Annotated in this window: 20 protein-coding genes; 4 read left to right on the forward strand and 16 right to left on the reverse strand. The window is 48.4% G+C overall.

Translation table 11 applies throughout. The features are described from left to right. Positions 1-26: 26 nt before the first annotated feature. From CS562_RS08330 to CS562_RS08345, 4 genes are all read right to left on the reverse strand, one after another. Positions 27-578: a nucleotidyltransferase family protein gene (locus CS562_RS08330; RefSeq protein ID WP_306553857.1), complete on the reverse strand. Its 552-nt coding sequence runs from the start codon at positions 576-578 to the stop codon at positions 27-29. A gap of 266 nt (positions 579-844) precedes the next feature. Next, entirely contained in the window at positions 845-1726 is an 882-nt protein-coding gene (locus CS562_RS08335) for a glycoside hydrolase family 43 protein (protein ID WP_099855315.1), read from the reverse strand. Between the two features lie 78 nt (positions 1727-1804). Beyond that, on the reverse strand, positions 1805-2662 hold the full coding sequence (locus CS562_RS08340) for a DMT family transporter (protein WP_257219421.1): 858 nt from the start codon (positions 2660-2662) through the stop codon (positions 1805-1807). A gap of 42 nt (positions 2663-2704) precedes the next feature. Further along, positions 2705-3670 carry a metallophosphoesterase family protein gene (locus CS562_RS08345; RefSeq protein ID WP_257219422.1) on the reverse strand — a complete coding sequence of 322 codons (966 nt, stop codon included), beginning with the start codon at positions 3668-3670 and terminating at the stop codon, positions 2705-2707. A gap of 262 nt (positions 3671-3932) precedes the next feature. On the opposite strand from CS562_RS08345, the gene CS562_RS08350 reads away from it, so the two are divergent. The 3 genes from CS562_RS08350 (at position 3933) to CS562_RS08360 (ending at position 6505) form a co-directional block, all read left to right on the forward strand. Then, a complete protein-coding gene (locus CS562_RS08350) occupies positions 3933-4703 on the forward strand; it encodes a DeoR/GlpR family DNA-binding transcription regulator (protein ID WP_076289975.1) in 771 nt (256 codons plus the stop codon). Positions 4704-4779: 76 nt separating this feature from the next. After that, positions 4780-5310, forward strand: a complete 531-nt coding sequence (locus tag CS562_RS08355; RefSeq protein ID WP_099854932.1) for a TetR/AcrR family transcriptional regulator — start codon at positions 4780-4782, stop codon at positions 5308-5310. An 88-nt stretch (positions 5311-5398) separates the two neighbouring features. Then, complete coding sequence (locus CS562_RS08360) at positions 5399-6505, forward strand: MFS transporter (RefSeq protein WP_076289977.1); 1107 nt, start codon at positions 5399-5401, stop codon at positions 6503-6505. 36 nt (positions 6506-6541) lie between these two features. Here the strand turns inward: CS562_RS08360 and CS562_RS08365 are convergent, their stop codons facing one another. Together CS562_RS08365 and CS562_RS08370 are read right to left on the reverse strand one after the other, a co-directional pair. Continuing rightward, positions 6542-7585, reverse strand: coding sequence for a formylglycine-generating enzyme family protein (locus CS562_RS08365; protein WP_246318282.1), 1044 nt, complete (start codon positions 7583-7585; stop codon positions 6542-6544). A gap of 140 nt (positions 7586-7725) precedes the next feature. Beyond that, complete coding sequence (locus CS562_RS08370) at positions 7726-8271, reverse strand: hypothetical protein (protein ID WP_072734086.1); 546 nt, start codon at positions 8269-8271, stop codon at positions 7726-7728. Positions 8272-8519: 248 nt separating this feature from the next. Here CS562_RS08370 and CS562_RS08375 point away from each other — a divergent pair, with 248 nt between their 5' ends. Continuing rightward, the gene (locus CS562_RS08375) at positions 8520-8837 is read left to right on the forward strand and encodes a SunI/YnzG family protein (protein WP_076289980.1); all 318 of its coding nucleotides are present in this window, start codon (positions 8520-8522) and stop codon (positions 8835-8837) included. 116 nt (positions 8838-8953) lie between these two features. On the opposite strand, the gene CS562_RS08380 is transcribed toward CS562_RS08375, so the two are convergent. The 10 genes from CS562_RS08380 to CS562_RS08425 form a co-directional block, all read right to left on the reverse strand. After that, positions 8954-9916, reverse strand: coding sequence for a glycoside hydrolase family 26 protein (locus CS562_RS08380; protein WP_257219423.1), 963 nt, complete (start codon positions 9914-9916; stop codon positions 8954-8956). Positions 9917-10006: 90 nt separating this feature from the next. Next, positions 10007-11017: a carbohydrate ABC transporter permease gene (locus tag CS562_RS08385; RefSeq protein ID WP_083678955.1), complete on the reverse strand. Its 1011-nt coding sequence runs from the start codon at positions 11015-11017 to the stop codon at positions 10007-10009. Between the two features lie 32 nt (positions 11018-11049). Next, on the reverse strand, positions 11050-11949 hold the full coding sequence (locus CS562_RS08390) for a carbohydrate ABC transporter permease (protein ID WP_099854938.1): 900 nt from the start codon (positions 11947-11949) through the stop codon (positions 11050-11052). Further along, positions 11946-14531: a DUF5696 domain-containing protein gene (locus CS562_RS08395; protein ID WP_099854940.1), complete on the reverse strand. Its 2586-nt coding sequence runs from the start codon at positions 14529-14531 to the stop codon at positions 11946-11948. Before CS562_RS08395 ends, CS562_RS08390 begins: the two co-directional genes overlap by 4 nt. A gap of 14 nt (positions 14532-14545) precedes the next feature. Continuing rightward, complete coding sequence (locus CS562_RS08400) at positions 14546-15166, reverse strand: Yip1 family protein (protein WP_099854942.1); 621 nt, start codon at positions 15164-15166, stop codon at positions 14546-14548. Then, positions 15147-16613, reverse strand: a complete 1467-nt coding sequence (locus CS562_RS08405; protein WP_099854943.1) for an NHL repeat-containing protein — start codon at positions 16611-16613, stop codon at positions 15147-15149. Before CS562_RS08405 ends, CS562_RS08400 begins: the two co-directional genes overlap by 20 nt. An 11-nt stretch (positions 16614-16624) precedes the next feature. Beyond that, entirely contained in the window at positions 16625-17488 is an 864-nt protein-coding gene (locus CS562_RS08410) for a carbohydrate ABC transporter permease (RefSeq protein WP_076289986.1), read from the reverse strand. A 2-nt stretch (positions 17489-17490) separates the two neighbouring features. Next, the gene (locus tag CS562_RS08415) at positions 17491-18402 is read right to left on the reverse strand and encodes a carbohydrate ABC transporter permease (protein ID WP_064641001.1); all 912 of its coding nucleotides are present in this window, start codon (positions 18400-18402) and stop codon (positions 17491-17493) included. Positions 18403-18477: 75 nt separating this feature from the next. Next, positions 18478-21405: an extracellular solute-binding protein gene (locus tag CS562_RS08420; protein ID WP_099854945.1), complete on the reverse strand. Its 2928-nt coding sequence runs from the start codon at positions 21403-21405 to the stop codon at positions 18478-18480. A gap of 116 nt (positions 21406-21521) precedes the next feature. Beyond that, entirely contained in the window at positions 21522-22868 is a 1347-nt protein-coding gene (locus tag CS562_RS08425; protein ID WP_076290152.1) for an ABC transporter substrate-binding protein, read from the reverse strand. Between the last annotated feature and the right edge of the window lie 387 nt (positions 22869-23255).

Genomic DNA, 23255 nt, shown 5'->3' on the forward strand with positions numbered 1-23255 from the left:
CCTTCACTTCCGTCACATGCCTTGATTCAGGATTTTATGATCGTGAGCTTGGACCACTGCTGTTGCCAGCATTTCTTCTCAACACGATGATTATAGTAGTCTGCATCCGAGAAAAACGGACTTTGGCGTACGATTAACGCATACAGATCCTCCAGCCCATGTGGGGCACAGATACGCACCTGACCCTGTTCATCTAACCGCACACCTATGGCTGTGACGATTTCGGGCCAATATCGAAGGGCATCTTCTGTGGATTGATAGGGCTCGTTTCCATTGCGCAGATGCATCCTCGCCTGATTTTTCACCGACCATTTGGAATTGCCTGTCTGATCGCGAAGCCCTTGTTCCAGCAGCAGGTCCCGCTCCTCACGCATGTCTTCCGTATCGTAGTACACCACATCAATATCGCTGTGTAGTTCGCGAAGAGGATAGCCATGAAGCACATCCCAGATATAATTACGAATATACCCCGCACCTATGTAACACTGAGGCAGATCAAGACTGCGAACCCGCCGCAGGTCGTGCATTAATTGGTCATGCTCCGTAATCGCCTGAATCAACTTTTCCTCATGCAGCATATAACGTCTCTCCCCGTCACTCTGTCCATTTCATTATAGAGCTATCATTGCTCGCTTTTACATTACCGACACGCTACTCCTTCCAATATATCATGTTTGAGTACCTGCGATAAAATAAACAAATCCCCTCAGGCAGTCATCCTAGGCTCATCTGAACAGATGTTCCTTAAGATCATTTACCCTGAGGGGATCAAATGAAGAAGATTGAATAAGCGATTAGGCCAGTGCCTGCCTTTTCCGAATACGTGATCTGCCTTTTCTACATTTTACGTCGGATTAACCATAAGCGTCAGTTGTCCACGATTCTCCTGCATGCGGAAAATAACAGGTCGTTCATTCGGATGATTGTTCGGAGCATGAATGGTGAGACACAGTTGGCCTTCAAACGTTCGAAACAACATCCCATGTCCTCCATTATTGGCGAACAACGGCTTCTCATCCTGCTTCCATGGACCTTGCGGTTTGCCGGACACCGAGCGGGCTAGTCCCAGTGTATAACCGTCTTGACCGGATGTGGACCACATCATGACGAGTTCATCATTTTGCATCCGATACAGAAACGGACCATCCGTGACATAACGGTTTCGCTGTTCTCCACCTCCGACAGACCATGAGGCTTCGGAAGCTTTGAATAACAGATCAGGTTTGCCTATCGTTCCTTTCAGATCGGGTTTCAGACGTACCGCGTACATCTCCCCATCCTCCACCTGCACCCATTCCTTGCAAAAGATCATCCACGGATCACCCTGATCGTCCACATACAATGTACCGTCCAGGCATTCCCAATCGGGAGGCGTCAGGGAGCGACACCACAATTCAAAAGGTCCCTCCGGCTGATCAGCCACCAACACTCCTGTTACCCGTGGAACACCTTCTGCCTTGAAACTGGCAAACATATAAAAGCGTCCTTCCCATTCATAGACTTCCGGGGCCCAATAGTGGTGATCGGACCAGAAGTCCGCTGGTGCACGGAAGCATGGGGAAGGACCGCTCCAATGGATCAGGTCTTCACTCTCATAGACATCAAAACCGATGGCTGGGCCGTTCCACACATTTTGCCCGATAGAGCCGTATAAATAATATTTCTTGCGCGATGGTATTGCCAGTATGTAGGGATCACGAAAATGAATATCTTCTAAACGGTGCACGTTCAATGGTTCATCCTCCTCATGAAAGCGATTCATTAACCATGAGTATACACCATATCTCCAAATACTGGAATTCCATTAACCCCACATACCAATCATCAATATGCCGCCAAAAATAACGATGGAACAGAGAATGCGCTTCTTCCCCTGCTGTTCTTTCAATAACAAAATACCGAGGAAGGCCGCGAATACCGTTCCTACTTCCCGAAGCGGGCCCAGTCTAGCCATTGGCGCCTGCTGCAATGCAAACAGAAACAACAAGTACGAGCCCGGATTCAGCAGCGCACCCAGCATAATCGTTGATCGGTTCTTCTTCCACTCCTGACGCAGTTGGCGGGAAGTGAGCAGCGCCGGAGTCAATCCGGCAACAAAGCCAATGTTCGTCACTTCAAGCAACGACAGGGGTGAAATATGCTCTAGATTTAATTTGTCCACGAACACATAACTGGTTGTACATAACCCGACACATAAGGCCATAAGCACCGGCTTTGATCCTGTTACACTTGAGCCAGATTTGCCAACTCTACTTCCCACTCCACTCAGCACCGTAAATCCTACAATCATGCAGGCAATACCTAGCCAGCCGAACATGGATAACGTTTCCCCCAGAAAAGCAACACCGATCAATGGCACCAACAAGGTGCTCGTTCCCCGCATAATCGGATAAATCTGCGACAAATCGCCCAATTCATACGTCTGCGATAGCAGCCAGGAATACAAGGCTTGCAGCGCCATCGATAACACGAGTAGTGCATAGGCTGGCATGGATAAAGGTTCCCGTACCAATTCCACAATAAGTACAGGCAGCAGTATTACGGTTGGAATCATCATGATGGACCATAAAAACACACTTTTGTTTAAACTGCGTTTGGTGAACATACTCCAGACAGCGTGAGCCATCCCGGAAGCGAGCACCAGAACTATAGGTAAAATCATAATCAAAACGTTCCTCTCTAATGCCTTGCTCTTCTATATTCTCTAATGTGCCGAAGTGCTCTCAGGTTGATGTTCTGGCTGTTCATTCACGACCGATCCGTCTTCCAGTCGAAGCCAGGTATCAAAGCTGCGTTGTCCCACCTGCAATTGAATAACCCGTCCTCCGCGCAGCATACCTTCCCTTCCATATGTGCTGTGTCCACTCGAACGCCCGTAGCAGAGACGAATGCCATGGTAAGTCCCCTGAAAATCATTCACATGATCATGTCCGCAAAAGGTCCCCATCACATCGCCCATCTCCAGCAGTGCAGAGAACAGACCCGAGTTCACTTGGGCAGAGCAGACAGGTTCGTATTTGCTGCCGTAACAGGTCTGCGTGTCCCACATGGACTGATATTCAGGAATCGGGATATGGAAAAACGCCAAGGCTGGGAGCTTCTCCCCGCGGCTGCGGCCGGGATTGACGCGTGTGGATTCAGACATCAGCCACTGGATCTGATTGGGCTGAATCCACCCATAACCGGGAATGGACTCGAACTGGGAATAGTTCCCTGAATCGAGTAAATACAACACTGCTGCCGGACGGCCATCCGCTCCGGCAATCTCCAGTGTGTAATTGCCTAGTCCCGCAATTTCACGTGGACCAGGTTCTGTCACATTATGGGCATGCTCCTGAATCACATCCATTAATCCATCGGGGGTAATCCGATTCTCTGTATCATGGTTGCCATATACAAAAGCCCACGGAATACCACGCTCTTCCACTACAGACACAGCATCCCGGAATGCCTGCTCCGGGTGTTCACATTCCTTATTGCCAGGATCAACCGGTCCCGTGTAAATGACGTCGCCTGTAAAGACAACCAGATCGGGTTGTTCCGCTTCAATGACCGTCTTCATTAACTGCCCGGTTCGAAGATCTTCAGGTCGCCCATCCTTCCAGTGTAGATCTGTAAATTGCACGATTTTGAATGTTCCATTTTTTTGAAAACCAAGCTGACGTTTCACCCTTTTTCCTCCCTGTTGATCCATGTACTATGGACTAAAGTTTCCAATGTTGTTTGTTGTGGTTTTACGTTGTTTTATATGATCTTATCGTCACATCATATTGCTGTCAATACATATTAAGAACAGAATATATTCACTATATCCATTTCAAAATTGACAAGGTCTTCTCTCCAACATAAACTATTAAAACAACAACAATCCACACTATCTCACAACTGTAGAATAAATAGAACTTAGAATCGAAACTTCAGGAGGCACAAACATGTCTTTAACATATGAAGAACGCAGACACACCATTCTTATCCAACTTGCTACCCAGGGCAAAGTTCAGGTACAGGTTCTGGCGGATCTGTTCCAGGTATCCACGGAGACGATTCGGCGGGATCTGGACCGACTTGAAAAGGAAGGCGAATTGCGCAAAGTATACGGAGGTGCTGTACGTGTACGTTCAGGCATGATCGAAGCTCCATTTCAAAAGCGTGCGCAGCTTCAACTGAACGAAAAGCAGGCCATTGGCGTGGCAGCTGCCTCTCTGATTGAGGATGGAGAGACCGTAATGCTGGACAACGGCACAACAACGCTAGAGATCATGCGACAGTTGCGACATCGGTCTCAGGTGACCGTCATAACCAACTCCGTCCCCATTCTTACCTGTGCACTGGAGGAGTTTGCAGGCAAAATCATTTTCGCAGGAGGAGAAGTCACCCCGGTCGTACAAGCCTCTACTGGACCCATTGCTCATGAATTACTCAGTCAATTCAAAGTCAACAAGGCGTTCATCTCAGCAGGCGGCGTTTCGTTAACGGATGGGATCACAGATTATGTGCTGGAAGAGGCACTCATCTCCCGCAAAATGATGGAGCGTGCGGAGGAAGCCATTTTGGTAGCTGATCATACCAAGTTTGGACGTTCCACCTTCGCCCAGATTGCACCAATAAATCAAATATCCATGGTGATCACAGATTCTGGATGTCCCACAGAATGGACAGATGCTCTTCACCAAATGGAAATCGAAATGGTTCACAGCATTTGACAATGTGAGCCATTTTCTATATTTTAGAAGTATAATGATCGTTCTATCTTATTCTGAAAGGAGCGTATTACTTCCTATGAGCAGCAAAAAGGAAATGCTGTTGAACGTGGCTGAGGAATTATTCTACCTGCACGGCTTTCATTCTATCGGCTTGAAGCGAATCATCACAGATGCCGGGATTGCCATCATGACATTATATAATCACTTCAACTCCAAGGATGATCTCATTGTTGAAGTACTTCGGCGGCGAGAACAGCGCTATCTGGAACAGTTGCGGCAGTATGCCGACAACAAAGCGCAGCACGTATTCCTCAATCTGGCGGAAGGACATTCACGCTGGTTGATGGAGCATGAGTCAAGAGGATGTTTGTTTCTGCGTGCCAAGGAGGAATTTGGCGGAGATCCAGACAACGTCATAGTACAAACTGTCAACGCGCATAAGAAACATGTGTTGACCTTGATCAAAAATCTTGATCCTGCCGCAAGTGATCGTGCAGTGCTGCAATTTAACCTGCTGCTGGAGGGTTCTACTGCACTCGCTGAGACAGAAAATGTAAATAGCGTATGTCGGGAACTCATTGACATGACGCAAAATAGTTTCAAGTAGTCCCACACCGGGTGAGTTAGTAGTTCAACTCACTTTTTTATTTCAAAGAAAATATAATGATCGTTCTATCTAAAAGGCGGTGGATTTGATGAAAAAAATTATTTTCCCAGGGATTGCCCTTATCGCTGTATGTTATGCATTCGGGAGATTCAGCTATGGGCTGTTTATGCCAGAGATCTCGGAAGCACTCCAACTGGACGATGCCCAATCCGGAGCAATCAATTCCGCAACCTACATTGCGTACTGCCTGTCTCTACTTAGTGCTCCACTGTTAATTAATCGCATCGGGCACTATCATGTCATTCAAATAGCGGGTGTTAGTGCTGTGCTCGGTTTATTGGGCATTGCCTTGTCTCCAAACGTATTTGTTCTCACACTAGGCGTATTTCTTGCCGGATTAAGTACAGGCTTAGCCTCTCCTGCATTGGGTAACACCGTCTATGCTGAGCTTGCGCCTGATCAGCAAGCCAGAGGAAACAGCTGGATTAACACAGGTACCAGCTTTGGCATTATCGTATCTGGTCCGATCTACTGGCTATTCACCGAGTATTGGCGTTTGACCTACATCTTCTTCGCTGTACTCGGTGTTGTGGTGGTGCTGTGGAATAGACGTGTTCTTTCCCCACGCAAAACAGAGCCTTGTACCAAGTCCCTTTGGAGATGCATGAAGCCGACCAGACCCGGTGTAGCTCTGCTCATGGCTTCCCTTCTGACAGGTATCAGTTCTGCGATCTATTGGACCTTTGCCCGAAACTTCCTTACGGACGAAAAGGGGGCCTCCGATTCGGAAGCCGTGCTGTTCTGGATTGTGATGGGGATTATGGGGATTCTCGGCGGGTGTGCTGGCCGCATTATTGAACGCATCGGAATTGGATGGTCCTATCGGATAGGCCTTCTGCTGTTATCTGTTTCACTTGGCATTATCCTTCTTCCATCGATGGCCGCCAGCCTGGTCTCAGCCGTTATGTTTGGCAGTACCTATATCTTCCTGACCAGTGTATTCATCGTGTGGGCGACCAGGCTATTTCGTCCAAATACGTCCATTGGGATCAGCCTTGCTTTTCTCGCGCTTGGTGCGGGGCAGTTCATAGGTTCATCGATAGCGGGTTACACCATTGAGATGTTCTCCAACACTACAGCATTTCTGGCCTTTTCTGTACTGGGTCTGTTTGGATTACTCATTCGGGTGAAATAGACCGAGCCTTATTCTACAAACAAGCAAACCAACATACTATACATCCGCTGCGCATCTGAAACCAATATGCCCAGTAGATGTATCAGGCGTGTTGGGAATTCTCGCCGCCACTCTATAGCGATTGCAGTAGGAACGGTGGCATAGGTAGGAACCGCCTTTTAACACCTTGCGATCTTCATGAGGAGATAATTCCGTGTCAGCAGCCGTAGCCTTCTCATGATCCGTAACGTAGTTGTCTGCGCACCACTCCCATACATTGCCTGACATATTATAAAGTCCGTATGCATTGGGAGGAAACGATTGAGATGGAGCGGTGCCTGCATAACCGTCGGCTGCATTATTTTTCGTTGGAAATACCCCCTGCCAAATGTTGCAATAGTGCTGTCCATCTGGCCTTAACGTATCGCCCCAGGGATATTTTTTCTGAATTAGGCCACCTCGGGCTGCGTACTCCCATTCGGCTTCTGTGGGCAGACGTTTACCCGCCCAGCGGCAATAGGCATTGGCATCATTCCATGAGATATGAAGAACCGGATGATCAGAGCGATCATTCACATGAGATTCGGGTCCTTCGGGATGAGCCCAATCCGCACCTTCAACAACCCACCACCAGGGTGTCTGTTGAACCACGTTTCGAACTTGAGTCGCCGTTTCCGGAGAAACGAACAGATGAAAAACAAAAGACCAGCCAAACCGCTCCGCCTCAGTCCGATACCCCGTCTCACGAACAAACTGTGCAAATTCTGCATTGGTTACCGTACAGGCATCCAGATAAAAGGATTTCACCTGAACTTCCCTGACGGGGCCTTCCCCATCTGCTTCAAAAGCTTCGGGGTCATTCGTACCCATCAAGAAACGCCCACCTTCAATACGAATGCTTTCTTTCTTCTCTGCTCTATTGGTTAGAGCTATCGTGAAATCAGCTGTATAACTGGTATGACTGGATGGTTTGTCCTCAACAGCCTCTACCGCTGCAGCCGTTTCCTCTGGCAGACTCTTTTCCTCCAACTTACCGTCTCGGCTTGCAGCGCAGCAGCAGGAAGAGGGTTTCTTTGGCAGCCGATCATGCATCTCAAGCATCCCCTTCTATGGTTAGGTTTAAGACTTTTTCCCCCTATTGTACACGGCAGGACGAATATTCGGATACGGTGGTGTTATCATTCCTGCTCCTACTTTTTTGAACAGTCCATTCAACTGAATTTCTTCATCCATTTCGCATATCAATCAAGGTAACGATATGGTCTGATAATTCTCTCGTTCCACACCTGTACTTCGATATAACGCTCCGGTCCGAGATCACCCTGTTGATTCCATTCCTGAGGCCAGCCATAGGATTGAATAATGTCCAGTATTTCATCTTTCGTGTAGACCTGCTTACGATAAGGTTTATCATCGATATAACGCATCGTTGGAAACAAATCGCCGTAGGTAAAACTTACGGAATCAGCAGGCAGATTCTCCCATGAGATCGTGACCCAATCCGGTTCGGTATACCAAGATTCCAACCACGCGCATGCACCCAGGGTCATATAGTGAGGATAACGGTTGGTCGGTTTCCCACCTTTGGAGATAAACTGCTCGTACGCTTTCCGCTCAAGTTCTCTTCGAATCATCATGTAATCTGCTGATCGCTGACTGGCAAAATTCCGGCCTCCCTGCCTGATATGCTGCGCAACGGCTTCTGCATCCTGCTCGGACAAACTGGAGAGATTGCGGAATGGTCCAACCCTTTTTTCAAAATAATGATACGCTTTCAGATCTGTCATACGGCACCACCTCCATGTACATCTCTTCGTCCCCCGTTTTCGTTAGTCATAGTGTACATCACGCCAACATGTATGGAATAACTGTAGCAAACCATTTCCTCTGGTACACTATGCCATTTCAATTACAGTACCATCTTCCGATCGCTGCTTCGCTTCTCCAGGATGATCCAGCACTCTCCGTCCAATAAGTGATAAACTAATAAAAGGGCATTTATCTTCAACAAGCTTAAAGGGAGGAGGTTGTGTGTATGTTAGGCATAAAAGTACAGCAAGTAGAGAATCAACTCATCATCCGTTGGCAACTTTCCAAAATAGAGATTCCCATCTCAGATATTAAAACAGTTACCCTTGATGATACATATGGTGGAAGTGAGCCTTCAGCCGTTCGAATCGGCGCAGCGTATGGCTCTTCCGAAACAATTCTAATCCGTACAACCAATCAACACTATATCCTGTTCACTTCCAGTGAGACTTTATTTCCAAAAATCAGTGCCATGCTATCCAATAATTCAGGTGAGCGGAATGCGTCAAACTTGCAACGTGCTAACGAATCTAGCGCACCTTAAAGGTCCGATTCTCAAGGCAGGCCAAATTAACGCGAACAAGGGGCGTCCACCGTCATGTTCATGACTTGTGGAACAGCCCCCTTTTTTTCACGTCGGTAGAAGTTCAAATGATATCCCTATCTCCAACTCCACTTCGGTAATTGATCCAGCGTAATGACTTCTTCACTATTATATACTTCCTTCAAATACGCCACGGTATTATGATTACCACCCTGTAGGAATTCTCCCGTCCAGGTACAAAACCAGCTCCAATGTACATCTTGCTCTTTCATTTGCTTTGGATCTGGAATGGAGCCGTTCTCGGCTAAGGCAATGATTTTGCTGTCATTCACCAGTTCACGCAGATTTTCATAACGCTTAGCTAATGGGCTGTGATCGCCTGCTTCTGGATACACATCCACACTCACAATGTCCACCACATCGTCACCCGGATACCAATCCGGCTTTTCCGAGTTCCACACCCAGATCAGATTACCCAGCTCATACTTGTTGACCAATTGATCATACATTAGGCGATATAACTGTTTGGCAGGTTCAGGTCCTTTGGCTCCCCACCAGAACCAGCCTCCTTCCGCTTCATGAAGCGGCCGGAATAACACAGGCACCCCAGCCTCCTTGAGTTCTTGCAGATGTACTGCAATTGCATCGATATCCCGGATCAATAAGGTATACTCTTCCGATTCAGGGTGAGCCAGCGCTGACGCGAGATCGTAGGTGGTGGCATCCGTATAGAAGCCGCGCCACCATTCTTTACCGGGTTCATTGATCAGATTAGCAGGTGCATTCCAGTGCCAACATAATGTCACAATTCCGCCTTGCTGATGCCATGCAATCGCATCCCGAATCTCCTGAGAGATCGCGCCGCGTTCTGTCCTTGATGGAGAATAATCCATGAGATCGAATCCAATTACCGCCGGCTTGCGGCCTGTATTCTCATTAATCCAGTTCAGATTGCCGTAATCCTGTTGACCTGACAATACCCCTTTTCCATAACGCTCCGCCAAATACTTCATCAGTTCTCTAGCCTCGGAAGTCGCATCTTTATTCACTAAATTACTGCTTATCTTTTGCTCCGTCATTGATAATCCCCCATTCCCATGCAGGGCACATAGCGACCCAAATATCAAAACACCCGAATTACGCATCCTATACGACTACTCCAAACCCGGTTAACCCACTACACCTGAACGTTCAATACTCTCGACGAAATAGCGTTGTACAAACAAATACAAAATAATGAGCGGTGCAATCGCCAGCAGAATGCCTGTATCCACGATCATGGCAACATAATTAGGGTCTGCCTTCATGCCCGAGTTCGAACCAAAACCCATCAATTGGGGAATTAACTGGTTCGCCTGGGCAGGCAATGAAGCCACCTTCAGCGAGATAAGCGGGCTTTCACTCATGAATAGCGCGGAATAGAACGTATCGTTGTACTGCCAGACAAACGAGAACAGAATGACTGTGATCAGCGGCGAAATGGCGTTCGGCAGCATAATTCGGGCAAATGTCCGAAATCCGCCTGCTCCATCAATCAGTGCAGCTTCTTCAATTTCCTTGGGCATGCCCTTGAAGAACTGGCGGAAAATATAAATGAACAGCCCCGCCTTCAGCCCACCAGCCGTAGCCGCAGTAATCATGGACGGCCAGTATGTATTCAGCAGGTTGATCCCCTCTCGTCCCGTGAACAGATGAACCATTCCAAGGATGTCAAAGTTGCGGAAATGCAGATACATCGGCACCATCAGGGTGCTTGTTGGCACCAAAATAGTGAGGATGACCAATACAAACAGCACATTGCTGCCGGGAAAAGAAAAGCGGGCGAAGCCGTACCCGGCTAACGCACAGGATATCGCTGTGAGCAGCGTTGTAATCGTGACGAACAACAGCGTGTTCGCCAGCAAAGGCAGATAATCCATCACCTGCGCCGCAAGCTTGATATTATCCAGCGTAAAATGCTGGGGAATCATATAGATGGTCGGATTATAGATATCCTGTTTATCCTTGAACGCAACCGAGATTTTAAGAAACAATGGATACAAAATAATAAATGAAATACCAATAATCAATGCATATCTGAAGATGGAATACAGGAGGTCCGATGTCTTGTTTCGTACCCTCTGCATGCGGTAGTTCTCTTTCGGAACCACCACCATACGATCCGTTCCCGACACAGCCATAGTCTCATGCCTCCTTCTACGTTCGTTAGCTTTCAGTTGTAATGAACCCGTCGCGACAGTACCCATCCGACAACAACTAATACCAGGCCGATGACCAGCGTATACAGCCAGGACATGGCTGAGCTCAGACCGAAGTTCTGGGTTTTAAACGCCGTCTGGTAAATGGCCTCTGTCACCGAGCTGCCTGCAAAGGAATCAATAATCGTATAGATGACATTTGTCAGGATCAATGGACTCACCATCGGAAACGTAATTTTCCAGAAGGATTCATATGCCGTTGCACCTTCAATTTTGGCCACTTCATACATCGAGCCGGGTACCGATTGCAGCGCAGCGAGGAAGATCAGAATCTGTACGCCAGAGCTGCTGACAATATCGTAAATGCGCATGATGGCTTCCACGATGTAATCGACATATGCCATGGGCAACCCCACATCATTCAGCATTCGTACGATTGAAACGACGTTGAACGATGCTCCCCCTTCGGTAGACGATTCAATCGCACTGGCGTCCCCCATCAGATTGATCAAACCTGCGGACTCGGCCGCCGCCACTGCACTGGAGGCCAGTATGACTGGCAGGAAGAAGATCGCACGCGCCATCGTTCTCCCTTTGAATTTCTGGTTAAGCAATGTCGCCGTAAATAAACTGAAGAATAGAATCATCGGCACATTCAGCAGCATCGCTCCGACCGAATCCACCAAGATCCGGTTAAAGGTGGCATCAACCAGGATGGCATCCTTGAAATTTTTCAGCCCGACAAAATCCAGTACATATCCTCCTGGGGCAACCGACAGATTGCTCAAACTGAACCGGATCGATTGCAGCAACGGCGTGGCGAACAGGAAGATGAAACCAATCAGCCATGGCGAAATAAATGCAAGTCCAAGCAGCGCTCTCCGTGATTTCAGCGATAAACGAAGGGTTCTCATCGGTTCACTCCTTCCACTGCATAGTCCGCCCCGCCAACGGTAATTCCATTAATCGTTACCGGATCAGCCGTGTAATTCACCAAAATCGTTGCACCGCCACTATATGTGACACGCACCACGCCATCCTGAACTCGTTCATGCTCGGTTATTGGCTGGTTCCGCAAATGACTTAATACCTCATTCGCTTCCTTGTATAATGCAGCTGCCTCATCTACCCAATATGCATAGTCAGTGGCATAAGCCGAATCATAATTGGTCAGCTTCAGCTTGGATGATGGTTCATACGTCCATTGAAATTGCGGAGCTGAGCCCAGCTCCAGACTGCGGAGCAGCTGTTTGCGCAGATCTTGATCCCCTGACGTATTCATTGCGGAAGCAGCGTAGTCCATATATCCATGAATGACCATCTCATAAAAAGGAACTTCCTCGTCGGTAATGTTGAACCGGCTGGAGCCTGAGGGAGCATTAACAATATGCTGCGTATATCCCCACGCATACGCATTAGCGGATGATAACATTAGGTTTGGATATTCCTGCTGCAGCTTGCCCAGTTGCTCCTTCACAATGTTCTTCGCAGTTTCTCGGTGGATGACACGACTATCCCGATAATCCGAGCTCAATACCTGCCCGAGATCACGTAGCGATAATGCGCTGAGTTCCAATTTGTTGATTTTCCGGGCAAACTCGCTCACCACATACGGCAGCTTGGCGGCCGACAACAGATAATAACTGTCTTTGCTCTGATCCATCCGGTTGAGGGCAGGACTGTATGGATACAATTCAGCCGTCTCCTTGGTGACAAATCGCGCTGCATCGGAGGAAGGAGCAAAGTTCCAATCGTCGTGATAGATACGCTGGAACGCCACATCAGGGAATAACGCTCCACCGGACTGCTTCAGTTGTTCAGACAGATCCTGCAACTCGGAACGACTGCCCACTTCACTGTCCAGCTTGACCTGGGTAGGTGTATGGTGGCTGAACCCCCCGCCAAACCATCCCTGATACCGCATCTGCACGCGGTTCACACCTTCCTGCTGCAGCTTCGTAGCCATTTCAGCCGCTTGTTCATACGTCGTCATAGCCAATGTGGTCCGATAAGGTACACCCAGGAATGAAGCTTTTTTGTCCACTGCACCTAACACATCCACGTAAAAAGGTAAGGCTGATACGTCCTCCAGCGGTTTCAGTACGTTCTGCTCCACCAATTGCTGCTGATACAAACGGGCCATCCCGGAATAGCTGGCATCCTTGCCGTTTAGAAAATGGTATCGCACCTGAATATCCCCGCGGAATGGTTCCTCGCTCAATAGCTGAATCTCCTGCATCTTTTGCGAGGTATACATCTCTAGCTCATCTTCACCCCGCAGGGAGAACGTGCCGTAGACGTGGTTGTAGCTATTTTGCCTACCTCCAATATCCGCAGAGATACTGGCCATGCCATCCCCTTTTTCAATCACGGCAAACCAGGCATGTTCACCGTTCTTCAAACCAAAGACAGGCATATGCACAGATTCACTAACCTGCGGGCGACTGAGTGAATTGTCATTCGGATCTGCACCGTACACACGCTGTACGTACTGCTCCTCTTTGACCTTTCCGTTATTCAGATGAATCAGACTGCCTGAACCGTCAGGTACAAACATATAACCTTCACCTTTCGTATCGGCGGCACCAAAATAAGCGAGCAGATCGATATTACGAATACGGTATTGACCGCTCTCTTTCACCTGACTTAGTGGCACGGTTACAACCAGCGAACCTTGATCCAGCCGATATTCCACCGGAATGACGAAGCTTGGTTTATCCGATGAGCCCCCGCCTTCGACTCCATTCTGCTCATTGTCAAAAGCAAGATCGTCAGCGGTGTAACCCGCCTTCTCAAAGGCATCCAGCATCTTGTTCAGCACAAGCTGCTTAGATATCTGTCCATCCAAGCGTTCAAGCACATCCGGATTGTTCTTGGTTGGATAGTAGCGGGCAGATGTATATCTTGCGACTGTGGCATCCAATTTCGAAAGGACCTTCTCCTCCAGGCGCTGTTTGCTGATCAGTTTGGGCAGAGCATCAATGCCTAGCGAGGTATCCCCAAGCGTGTATGTAACACGAATGCCCTGATCCACATTGGCAGCTACGAACTGTTTGTTGCTGATACTGGAGCTAAAGTTCGGAAAATTCTCCAGCGTACCAATTGCATCCCGAAATGACACGTTCAGCTGGGAGGACAGCACCTCCTTTTCATAAGCAGAAGCCAGGCCATCCTGATTACGTTCGTTCGGATTGCTGTACCAGATCTGACCACTCGCTCCATCACGAACGGCAATTTCCGTCGTTTCCTCGTTGTAATACAGCGCCAGTCCCTGGTCTTCGACGACCAGTTGCATACCCGGCACACCCTCTGAAGAATCGGTAAGGAATTGCAATGATTCCGTCTCGGTTGGCATAGCCTCTGTTGTTGCTTCAAGATAAGCCGTTGCTTCCACAGCAGGTACTCCCCTGTTATTGATATACAGCAGTCCGGCTGTAAGCAGGATCACAGCAGCACCACTGGCCAGCACCGTATATATTCGTTGCCTTTTGTTCACGGATGCCGCCTCCTTTAGGTCCGAAAAATCAACTCGCGGTAGATGTTGTAACCGAATTCATATAACTGCTGCAACATGCTGAACACCAATGCTCCGAGGAACACGATTATGCCCATGACAATTACCGTCAGCAGCATCGTCAGGATCGTTTTGATCACGGTGTACTGGTGTACCGTCATCGTGCCAATGAAGAGCAGCAGCACGAACCAGAAGAACGCGATGCCATTAAATAAATAATAAAAAGCCGTCTCTTCCTGTACCATAAACCGGCTGATGATAATCATAGGGACATAGATCAAAATAATCGGAATAAGCGAGTATCCTGTTGCCAGAAAAATCTCCTTGAACTTCCCTTCACCTTCCATCAGGGTGGTTACAGCCCAATTGGCTATGCACCAAAGAAAGAATGGCACTGCAACCGTAGCGATCTCCCCTATGCTGTTGATTGTGCGAGGATCGACGTAATTGACGAGAAACCCCGCGTATTGTTTTTGCAAAATCATCATGATAATGGTAAGCGCCAGTGCTCCAAAAGCAACGGTCAACCTTCCCCGCTGATCCGACTTGATATCCCAGAATGCATCAATGGGGTGAAAAATGAGATGCAGCGGAAACTTAATGTAATCCTGCTTCACTGTCAATCTGCCTCCTCCGTCTCCATTTAACCGCCACTCGGACCAGGATCAGCATGAAAATCAGTGCGATGGCAAGCGTCAGAAAGGTGCCGAAATGTTCCTTCATCATCTCTCGCCGATATCTTTTGAACGCGACAGAATAACTTTTGCGATCCATTCCCAGTTCGAAGTAACCTAGAGCTTCCTCGTTTTTCTTCTCCATCAGCAAGGACTTGCCGATACCGATATAAGCGATATCATAGTTGGCGTTCAGCTTCAGCACTTCTTTCCAGATATGAACAGCCTCTGTATCCTCGCCCTGATAATGAAGGGCAACCGCCTCATTCACGCTGGCTCCAAACCGTGTTGGCTCATAGATAACCAGATTGCTTTTTCCCCGATCCAACACTAATTGATGATCCCCGGACTGTTCCATGGCGACTGGTGTTTTGAGCGTTCCCACCTGATTTCCTTTGCCTCCATATACGTAGAGCAGATGACCTTCATCATCGTAAGTAAACACCCGGTTCTGCGTCGCATCCAGCACACTGTACATACCGTTACCCAGTACCTTCACATCAATCAGCTTGGACGGACCCGGGTTATTGCGGAATCTGATATCTCCTTTGACTTCAAAATAACCAAACCTCTTCAGCACATCCTCACCGGATGGATTGAGACGTTTAATCGGTTCGCTGGAACCTGGGTCGATATTGGTCGCATATACGAACCCTTTGGAGTCGATATCCACATTGGAAAACTCGGTCGGTACAAACAAAACCATCTGCGCCCGCTGGGCTTTGGTTGAGAGCATCCGCCAAATGTATTCGCCGTAGTCGCGTTCCACCTTGTTCGTACCAACGTATCCAATGAACTGACCGTGCTCGTCAAACTGCATAATTCCTTCGTAGACACCCTGAGCCACCACATACACCCTGCCTACCCGATCCACAGTCAATTTCAACGGTTGGAATTGAAAATTGGTCGCGAGGATATCAGACTCTGGCTTCGTAATGGTATGGACCAGCTGACCTTCCGCATCCAGGACAACTACGCGGCTGTTCCCTGTATCTGCGATGTATACTCGATCCTCTTCATCCACGAATAATCCACCTGGCGTATTAAAACTCTCCTTGCTGCCGTCCATCATAAATCCTTCGATTACCCGCAACAGCTTATACTGCGCGTCAAGGACAACAATTCGGCTGTTGCCACTGTCCAAAATATAAATCTGCCCGGAGGGAGAGACGTTTACATCACCGGGGTCTTTGAATTCGCCAATGCCCAGGTCGCTGCCCGAAATGGTTTGCTTGGGCAGATAGGCATCCGGTGACGGAACGGCCTCTTTCCAGTAGTTGTAGTTATAACTCTCATACGGCGCCGGGGAGGCCGCCGCAGGCACGGAATTCACCAGCAGCAGCGATACTGCCACCAGGAGAACAAGCCATCTTTTCACTGTGCGTGCCATATCGTTCCCCCTTATTCCTTCATGCCCGAACTCGCCATCGTCTCAATGATGCGGCTCTGGGAGAAAATGAATAGCGTAATGGGCACACTCATCAAAATAAGTGCTACCGCAGCACCTGCCCCGGCCCGGGATATCCCGCCCTGAATGATCTGACCCGCCGCATAGTGCAAGGTCTTGAGCTGTTCACTGTAGATGTACCCATTGCCATCACTGCCCCACAGCATCTGGAACAGCAGAATGATCAATGTGAGCCAGGCTGGCTTTACATTGGGCATGACAATGGACCAGAAAATTCGGTATTCACTGGCACCGTCAATTTTGGCTGCTTCCAGCAACGCATCCGGGATCTGCTCCATGAACTGCTTCATCAGATACAGACCCAATGAATAGGCAAATGCCGGAATAATGACGGCCCAATACGTATCAATCCAGCCCAGCCATGACATGATCATATAATTGGGAATGGCCGTCACGGCAGGCGTGAACATCAGGGAAAGCACAACAACCTGGAACATGAACACTTTGCCCGGAAATTTGTGCTTGGCGAGTGGGTACGCCGCTGCCGATGCGAGCAGCACATGGCCCACGATGCCAATGCCTGTAATAAATACCGTATTGAATATATAACGTGAGAACGGAACCCACGAGTCACTCAGCAGATTCAGCAGATCCGTGAAATTGCTGAACGTTGGATTTTTGACAAATAGCGTTGGTGGAAAAGTAAAAATCTCATCCAGCGGTTTGAACGCATTATTGATCGCATAGATCAGCGGCAGCACCATGAAAGCACCAAATACGAGCAGAAGGGTAAACAGGGAGATGCTGCCCGATAAGGAGCGGTTCACCCGCTTTTTGCCTGTTGCAATTGCAGCCATAGCTATTCCCCCACCCTTCGAAGCAGTTTCTGTACCAGCAAGTTGGTGCCCACCATAATCATAAACAGTACGGTTGCAATCGCCGAGGCGTATCCCATCTCAAACCGCGTTGTACCAAAGTCGATCAAATGGGTCACCACCGTCTCCGCTGCATAGTTCACGCTTGGGAAGCCCGCCAGCGCAATGGATACATCGGCCACCGCGAATGAGGTGGTGAGTTGAATGACCGCACCGAACATCAATTGCGGACGCATCGAAGGCAGGGTAATATACCAGAGCTCCTGCCAGCGATTTTTGATCCCGTCTACCGCACCTGCTTCATATAACGTCCGGTCTACGGTCTGCAAACCGGCGATAAAAGCCAGAAAGCCTGTGCCAAGACTGAGCCACAACTGCACCAGAATGAGGATTGGCATAATGTAGGCTTCCGTTTTCAACCACTGGATTGGCTCCAGCAGAAATCCCCATTTGATCAGCAGTCCATTGGCTATACCGTAGCGATCCCCCGAGAAAATCATCAGCCAGATAAAGTAAACATTCCCCGAAATGGACGGTGCATAGAAGATGAGCGTCATGAACGCTCTCCATTTGGGCGTTAATTCATTAATGATCCAAGCAAATACGAAACAGGCAATATAACTGATGGGTCCGGTAATAATGGCAAACAGCAGCGTATTTTTGATGGCAATCAGAAATACGTCATCCTCCAGAAACAGCCGGGTATAGTTCTGCCAGCCAATAAAACGCGGAAACTCCAACATGTTGAAATAGGTGAAGCTGAGTATGATGGAGATGACCACCGGAATCACAGTAAACATGATGAATAGGATCATATAAGGAGCTAGCAGTACATAGGAATGTTTGCTGGCCTTCATTTCCTTGAGCTTCCAGGACCACCATGATTTCATGCCCATGCCTGGTGTTTTCTCAGGAGGACTGTTTTGTCCGTCTCGGAGTGATATTTGTGACACTGTTAACCCTCCCTCTGCTTACGGAAGACCAAATTCATTACGCTTGACTCGAATCTCGTCCTGAATATACTGGGTGTAATCCATGATGGATTCCCTTGCTTCCACTTGGCCAACAACCGTCTTGTAAAATGCATTGAACAGATGACGTCCGGTAAAATAACCACCAGGTACTTCGGGAATGCCCTTTACTGTCTCGAATTGTGCCTTCAGATTCGCATAGTCCTCAGCAGGCCATGGAAGTGAATCGAGTGCCTTGATGTTGGCCGTCGGATAACGCGCAGCCGCACCCATCAGCCCTTCCATCTCGCGGCCAAACTCAGCCTGAACCGGTGTACTGGTCCACCATTTCATGAACTCCCACGCCGCCTCCTGATCCTTGGCACTTTCCAGCATCATGACCGCACTGCCGCCACCCGGAACGTCCCGATTCAATGTTCCATCCGGCTGCACAGTCCCCGGAACAGGAACAAATCCCCATAATCCACGGATCTCCGGTGCAAATACGGACAACTGGTTATACATCGTGTAATCCGTCAGACCAATCGGCATCTGTCCGGTCCGGAAACGGTTGGCAAAGTCATACTCCCGCTCCAGCTTGTAATCGGTATAAAACTCTGTCCACTTCTTAAAGGTCTCGATGCCGATGCGCGAATCCAGATCCGATTCCTTGTCGTCATTCCGATAGAAGGAGCCGCCGTTCTGCAGCAGCATCGTTGCATACTGCGAATTAGGCGGGATATTGACCCCCTGCATGTTGGCCTGGGCCACCACTGGCATGCCAAATTCCATATGATTTTTGCTCAGAATCGCCAGCAGGCTCTCGACATCATCCCACGTTTGAGGAACTTCAAGCCCCAGCTCTGCAAGCACATCTTTTCGATAAAACAACATATTAAAGGTCTGTGTCTCCGGCAGGGCGTACACGCCTGAATCATAGGCGTACGGTACGATGGCACTATCTCTAAACTCCTGTTCCACCGTGGTATAGTCACTAAACTGGGTGAGATCCACCGCCGAGTTCCGCATCGCAAAGTTCACGGGCAGATCATTGCCGATCTGCATCGCTACATCAGGTCCTTCACCCGACAAGGTGGCTGGCAACAGCGTACCCATGTTGACCAGCTTCAAATTGACGTTGATGCCGCTCTCCGGTGTGAATGTCTCATCAATCATCGCTTTCATCGTGTTCGCCTGATCACGACCACTGCCGATCCAGACCGTCACCGTGCGCTGATCCTCTGAAGTGGCTACGTTCCCGATCTGGTTATAATCAATGAAGAACGAATGATAGAATGTCTTCGCTTCATGACCAAGCTTCGCCAGCGGACCCATACCCGTTCCGGGAATGCTACTGTCTAATGAAGCTACATAGAGGGCATCAATCTCAAGCGGTTGCTCGCGAGCCTGCTGCACCCAAGTCCCCAGTCCGCCCGTGTTCGTTTTGTAAGCAGCAAGTCTTCTTGGAATGGTATCCGGCTTATCGATCATCTCATCCAGCTGTTGGGCCATCGTTTTGATCAACGCTTCCTGATCGCTGGACTGGCCTGACAGAAGACGAAGTTGCCTTGCCACTTCCTTCAGGCGTTTGCTTTCTCCGCTAAATACCTCCAACAGATTCGGAATCTGCTTCTCCACCCGATAATCCCGGAATTCATCCGGCTTGGTGCCTGTAATCATCAGAATTCTCCGGTACATGGAGTTCAGGTTGTACAGGCTGTCCTCCACATTGCGAATAAGTGGTGCGAAGTCGCCCAGGCTGTTCTCCAGCCGAATGACATGTTTGCCTTTATCCAACTGAAACTTGTAAGCATCCTCACCGCCCAGCACATCAATGCGATAGTCGCTTTGGTAACGGAACGGGGCTTTCGTCATCTCCGCAAACGGAATCTCGCCATCGATGGTCAGCTTGCGTGTGGAATAGATGCCTTTGACAAAATTTTGCTGAACGGTAAAACCGATATGATAAAGTCCACTCTCCGGCACGTCCACTTCCCATTCGATCCACTGCCCTGGCAGACGCCAGTTAAAGCCACCAATCGAATTAATACGCACCTGGGAAGCGCTGTAAGGGGATACGGCTGAACTTGATCTTTCACTGGTTGGATATAACGTAGGTGAAGATTTGGCAACTGCCGCTTCCCCTTCAATTCGGATGAGCACATCCTTAGGCTGACCGGAAGAATCCGTCTGCTTAGCCCCTGCGGTTTCCGCATAAGCAACGGCTGGCTTCTCGTTGAATAGTCGTATGGATCGAATTACCATGGGTTCGCGAGAGGATTTCAGCGTTAACGTGTGCTTTCCCTTTTCCAGATAGAATTTGAATGGAACCTGTTCATACCCATCCGAGTCCTGAAATGTTTCCTCCATCCAGCGGGGCTTCTCCACTTGTTTTGGACGAAGATCATTGCCCTGATTATCCTGTTCAACAGCTTGTTTCTCATTGCCCCATACCCGATCAAACTGCAAATAGGCGGCTTCCGCAAACGGAAGTTCACCGTCAATGTACAATGCACGCTCAATGGCCGAACTCTTGCCTTCTACGGGAAAATAGACAGCAGAGAGGTTGTACAGCCCGGTTTCCGGTACGTCAACTACCCAGTCGATCTCGCCTGTCTCCCCAGTATGAAGCGATACACCCGGCCTGCCTTCATAATCCTTCAGTTTACGTACCTCTTCACCCTCTGCCCGTATGTAGTCTCCTGCTTCGATGGTCATATCCACATTCGGTCTTGAGGCCTCACCTGCTTGGGACAAATATTGTTCATATCCGTTCTTCTGCCTCGTCTGCTGCAAAATGGCATCCACCTCAATGGCAGGCAAACTGCCAGAAGGCACAATTGCACTCTTTACACCTGCACCGGAAGTAAGCAAAAGTATGACGCAGGCAGCTACTGCTGCAATGACTATGGGCAGGATCCATTTCTTTCGTTGTAGAATTCCAGCCATCTTACGAGCCCTCCTCATCAAGGCTGATGCCAGCAATACTTAGTTCGTGATACAGAAAAAGAGGTACCCGTGCGTGAGCCCGGACACGAGGCACCCCTGTCTGAATCATGCTGAAATTACTGTTTGCCAAGCTTATCGACTGCTGCTTGTGCCTGCGCTTTATACTTCTCGGCTGTTGCTGTAACGGAAGCATTGTTTTTGATAATGTCGTTTACATAGTCACCGATTGGATAACCCGCGTAGGCGTCATCCAGCAGGATGCGGCCCGTTCCAGCGATATGCTCCCGAATCATGGCGATGTCCTTCTCGTCGGTATAACGGCTTTCCAGGTAATCCTGACCTGGATACTCTTCGATCTGTGGAATGTCGAAGGTTTCTTCATAGATTTGGTATACAATTTTAGGATCTTCCACACCTTTAGGAATGAATTTTGCTGAGGCAGCGTTGTTGGCGTATGTTACATCCTTGCTGCCCTGAGGACCGTTCGGAATTGGTACGACTCCGGCAGCAAAGGTGATATCGCCCAACTGCCATTCCGCAGCAGTGAACAAAGCCACATCTCCATCCTTGAATGTGTTGCTTTCCTCCCAGTTCGTTTTGTCACCTGTTTTGACTTTTACAACATTCTCGACGTTATACAAGCGTTTGACAAATTCGGCAGCTTCAATCGTTTTCGGATCGGACAATCCTTCTTTTGAATGTTCGTCATCTACAATCGTGCCGCCATTAGCTGCAGTAAAGTGACGAAGCACGTCAATAGCCCAGCCGGAGAACCCGTATACGTCAATTTTTCCGTCGTTATCTGTATCCTTGGTCGCTTGTTTCGCCAGTTCCAAGAATTTATCCCAGTTCCATTCGCCTTTGTTATAAAGCTCCTGAGGATCAGGTAACGACAGCTTCTTGAACAAGTCACGGTTATAGTGAAGTCCCAGACCGATGCTGGTTGGAGATTCAAATGCGTAGTAGTTGCCTGCGATGGCAGGGTATTTTGCGATTAGATTTGCCTCTTGGTTGATGTTATTCTCAGCTGTGGTGAATTCGGAGATCGGAAGCAGTTGCCCTTTGAGGATGGCGGGTAATGCGGATTTGTACTCCATCTGAACGATGTCTGCGAACGGTTCGCCAGCCAGCGCTGTCGTTGTAAATTTGTTCATGTATTCTTCGAATGGTACATTCACGAACTCGATTTTTACGTTGTATTTCTTCTCGACTTCAGCGATTTTATCTAGTCTCGCTTTATCCGAAGCGGTCTCCCCCGCTGGCTTCAGATCCCACCAGGCCGCAACCTTGATGACACGCCCACCCAAATCAGGTACATCGACTGCCACTTCTTCTGTTCCGCCTTCTTTGTCTGTCTCGACGGTTCCAGTGCTATTGCCCGTATTCGCTGGAGCATCATCAGCCGGCTGAGCCGTCCCCCCACCACTGCAAGCGGATACAAAAAGCATTACGGCCAATAACATGAGCGGCAAAACGTTCCATTTTTTAGTCACGATTTTAACAACCTCCCCGAATGTGTATACAAATCATGGTCCGGCATAACTCCCTGACTCTCATTTATCCTAATGAAATTAGATTATCACCACCATTTGTTATTTTATAGTTTGGTTTTGACAAACAAAATTTAACATAGCATAATGTAAGCGTCAACATTTTTATTGTTAACATTTTCTAATTATTCTGATAAAATGCTGTTATATCGCTTTAAAAGCTTATCATATAGCATATTATCCGAATACCTTTCTGAGTACTCCCATATCCAAAACGAAAATCATTTTGATTATTTTGTTATTTTATAAAATAACAAAAAGATAATAAACTATTCAAAATTCGCCTTTTTCTCCTGCAAC

This window comes from Paenibacillus sp. LK1, assembly GCF_002750415.1.
Taxonomy (GTDB): Bacteria; Bacillota; Bacilli; order Paenibacillales; family Paenibacillaceae; genus Paenibacillus; species Paenibacillus taichungensis.